Origin of the sequence: Chelativorans sp. M5D2P16 (genome assembly GCF_034427935.1) — a bacterium.
Classification (GTDB): Bacteria; Pseudomonadota; Alphaproteobacteria; order Rhizobiales; family Rhizobiaceae; genus Chelativorans.
Map to the genome: position 1 here is coordinate 1 of NZ_JAXQNM010000021.1, position 4,083 is coordinate 4,083.

Sequence of the window (4,083 nt, forward strand, 5' to 3'; positions counted from 1 at the left end):
CTTCGACAGGCTCAGGACGGGCCTCGCCCGGCGCAAGCGCCGAATCCGCGGTGGGCTCGGCGCTCTCGTCCACCGTCTCCCCGTCGACGCTGATCTTGAAGGGGATCGACGGCGCATCCGCGGCGCCTTCCGCCTCCGTGTTCGCGCCCACCGGCAGCGCGTGGACGGAGCTGTCATGGGCCGTCTTGCCATCGAGGCCGTCCTCGGCCAGCGCCGGCGGCAGCCCCGCCAGCGCCCCCGCCAGCGCCGTGCACCCGAGGAGAAGAAACCTGCGGTCGAGCAGGCCGCGCGCAGTCAGGTTCACCCTCATTGTCCCGCCTCCACACGCGTCTCGATGTTCAAGGGGTAGGCCCGTTGCCGTTCCCGCCATCGCTCGGTGATCAATTCCTTCATGTGCTCTACGCGCGCTTCGGCCAGCTCCGGATCGCTGCCCGCGTCGATGTAGGTGAGCCGCAGAACCGACCGCTCCCGGCCGAGCACCGCGATCAGCTCGTCGAGGCCGGCCGCCCAGCGCGCGTCGAGCTCCGTCTCGCGCGGCACGAAGGCGGCATCCTGGAGATCCAGACGCACCACCCGGCCGATCGAGGCGCCGAAGTTGAGCTTGGTCATCTTGCCCGCCGTCAGGCGCACCACCCGCGGGTTCTCCGTCGTCAGCCGGTAGCCGGTCGGCAACGTGCGCTCGTCGAGCTTCATGATGAAGTTCGAGCCGATACGGCTGTCCGGCAGGTCGGCGCAGGCGACGTGGAAGCGGCCGTGCGCATCCGTGGTGATCAGCCAGCCCTTGACGGTGGCCACCCGCACGCCGGGAAGCCCCGGCTCGCCCGCGTCCTGGTAGCCGTTGCCGTTCACATCGTCGAACACCTTGCCGATGATGTCGCCGCAGTCGAAGACCGGCTCCACCAGGATCTCCACCACGGCCCGCGCCTCCGGCGCCAGCTGCCGCCCGGCCGCATCCTGCGCGCGGGCCCGGTTGACATGCTCGCCCGGACCGGCCGAGGAGAGCGCCACCAGCCTGAGCCGGATCTCGATCTCGCCATTGCCTTCCAGCGACAGGTTCGCAAAGCGGATCTCGCGGCCGCCCTCAAGAGGCGTCACCTCCACCCCGTCAATCGTCGCCGAGCCTTCCACGAAACGGAACCCGGACGGCACCCGGTCGACCACCGTCAGACCGTCCACCCGCGAGCCCGCATGGTTCGTCACCCGGATCGTGAACGGCGCCTGCTCGCCGCGACGGATGTAGCGCAGATCGGCAAGCTTGACGATGGAGATCTCGCTCGCCGCCGCCGGCAGGGAGAGCACGGTCACGCTCTCTTCCGATTCGACCGGCGTGCCGTTCACCCGCGTGCCGTTCGCATAGCCAACCGCCGTCGCCGTGTTCTCGACAGCGTCCGCAACACCTGCACCGCGGTCGACATCCGCCTGCGTCAGCACATAGGATGCCGTGAAGACATGCTCATCGCCCGGTTGCAGCGTGGCGTTTTCCGGCGTGAAGGCCGAAAGCGCGTTTTCACCTGCCTCGCCGGCGAAGGTCGGCCCCTGATCCTGCGGCACCACGTCGGAGAGCGGCACGTTACCCGTGTTGGTCACCGTGAAGCTGTAGGCTATCCTCTCACCGACGCTTGCCGCGCCGTCGCCGTCCGAGTCCTCGAACACGCCGGTCTTCTCCACCGCGAGCTCGGGATTCTGGGGATCGATGAGCACGCAATGGTCGGACGGGCAGTCCGGATCCAGGCCGCCGGGCTCCTTGACGATGTTGCTCAAGGGCCCGTCCGCGTTCAGAGGATCGGCAACCGTCGCCGACACCGTAAGCACCAGCGTCCCGTTTTCGCCGTCGATACGCGCGGGCACCGAGAGCCCCGTCCAATCCACCGCGCCGCCGCCCGGGCTGCCTCCCGAATGTGCGCCGCCATTATCGGCGCCGGCGAAGACCAGGTTCTCGTCGAGAACGTCCTGAATGGCGTAGCTGTCGGTGAACCCGCCTTCATTGGTCAGGGTGATCTCGTAGGTGAGCGTTTCGCTCGCTTCCGCAACGGCGTCGGTCGGACCGCTCTCTCCCACCAGCCGCTTGACGAAGCTGATCGCCGGCGGGGCCACCTCGTGCTCCGTGGAACACGTCGTGCACTCCGGATCGGGATCGCCGCCGCCCGCCACATCGACCGCGTTCGACAGCGCGCCGACGGCCTCATCGTCCACCCTTGCCGTGTAGGTCACCGTATAGGCGCCGGCGGCCGTGCCGGAGGGAAGGGTAAAGGTGCGAGTCTGGTCGCTGCCATCGACCGTAAAGGAACCGGCGTTCGTCACCGCGTCGAAGGTCAAGCCGCCGCTCAGCGTGTCGGTCAGCACCAGATCCTCGGTCGTGGCGGAGCCCGTCACCCTCGCCGTCAGCGTATAGGTGATGGTCTGGCCCGCATCGACCTGTTCTCCGCTCGCCGGGTCGGACGTTTTCTCCGCCGAGATGGCGAGCAGCAACGGGTGCTCGGTCGAGCAGTTGGTGCACTCGGGATCGGGATCGCCGCCGCCGGACGCTGTGACGGAATTGCCCACGGTTCCCGACGCATGGTCGTTTACCGTCGCCGTATATGTGACCGCGTAATCGCCGGCCGCGGTGCCGGCCGGGAGCGTGAAGGTGCGCGCCTGGCCGCTGCCGCCCGCCGCGAAGGGACCGGCATTCGTCACCGCGCCGAAGGTCAGACCGTCATCCAGCGTATCCGCCAGGACAAGGTCCTCGGTCGTCGCGGAGCCCGTCACCGTCGCGCTCAGCGTATAGGTGATCGTCTGCCCCGCCTCGACCTGCGTGCCATCCGCAGGATCGGAGGACTTCTCCGCCGTAATCTCCAGAAGCAGCGGATGTTCGGTCGAACAGTTTTCGCAAGCGCCGGTGCTGGCCGTCACCTGGTTGCCGACCGTTCCGGCAGCCTGATCGTTTACGGTCGCCGTGTAGGTCACCGTGTAAGTGCCTGCCGACGTCCCCTGCGGAAGCGTGAAGGTGCGGGTCTGGCCGCTGCCGCCGGTCGTGAAGGAGCCGGTATCCGTCACCGCGTCGAAGGTCAGCCCGTCGTCCAGCGTGTCGGTCAGCACGATATCTTCGATCGCGGCCGAACCGGTGATGGTCGTCACAAGCGTGTAGGTGATCGTGTCGCCGGCCTGGACCTGCGTTCCGTCAGCCGGATCGGCGGTTTTCTCGGTCACGACGTCCAGGAGCAGGGAATGCTCGGTCGCACAATTCGTGCATTCCGGATCCGGATCGCCGCCGCCCGAGGCCGTGACGGAATTGCCCACGGTCGCGGCAGCCTGGTCGTTCACCGTCGCCGTATAGTTCACGCTGTAGATGCCCGCCGGCGTATCCGCCGGAAGCGTGAAGGTGCGGGTCTGCCCGCTGCCGCCGGCCGTGAAGGAGCCGGCATTCGTCACCGCGCCGAAGGTGAGGCCCGCGTCAAGCGTGTCCGTCAGGACCAGCGGCTCGGTCGTCGCGGACCCCGTCACCGTCGCCGTCAGCGTGTAGGTGATCGTCTGGCCCGCCTCGACCTGTCTTCCGTCGACCGGATCGGAGGTCTTCTCCGCCGATATCTCCAGAAGAAGCGGATGCTCGGTCGTGCAGTTGGCGCATTCGGGGTCCGGATCGCCGCCCCCGGTCGGCTCGACCGCGTTGCCGACCGTGCCGGAGGCCTGGTCGTTCACCGTCGCCGTGTAACTCACAGTGTAGGTGCCGGCGGGCGTGTTCGCCGGGAGCATGAAGGTTCGCGTTTGGCCGCTGCCGCCCGCCGTGAAGGGACCGGCGTCCGTCACCACGCCGAAGGTCAGGCCGCCGTCCAGCGTATCGGTCAGGACCAGATCCTCGGTTGTCGCGGACCCCGTCACCGTCGCCGCCAGCGTATAGGTGATCGTCTCGCCGGCTTCGACCTGCTCGCCATTGGCCGGGTTTGACGTCTTCTGCGCGGTGATATCGAGGAGCAGCGGATGTTCGGTCGTGCAGTTGGCGCATTCGGGGTCCGGGTCGCCGCCCCCGGTCGGCTCGACCGCGTTGCCGACCGTGCCGGAGGCCTGGCCGTTCACCGTCGCCGTGTAGCTCACAGTGTAGGTGCC

General features: G+C 68.1%; 2 protein-coding genes. Both read right to left on the reverse strand.

The genetic code is table 11. The features are described from left to right. Positions 1-310 (reverse strand): hypothetical protein (locus SIN08_RS09860; RefSeq protein WP_322451401.1); only part of this gene is annotated, 310 nt, incomplete at its 3' end. After that, positions 307-4,083, reverse strand: a 3,777-nt coding sequence (locus tag SIN08_RS09865) for an isopeptide-forming domain-containing fimbrial protein (protein ID WP_322451405.1), incomplete at its 5' end; no start/stop codon positions are given. The genes SIN08_RS09860 and SIN08_RS09865, both read right to left, overlap by 4 nt.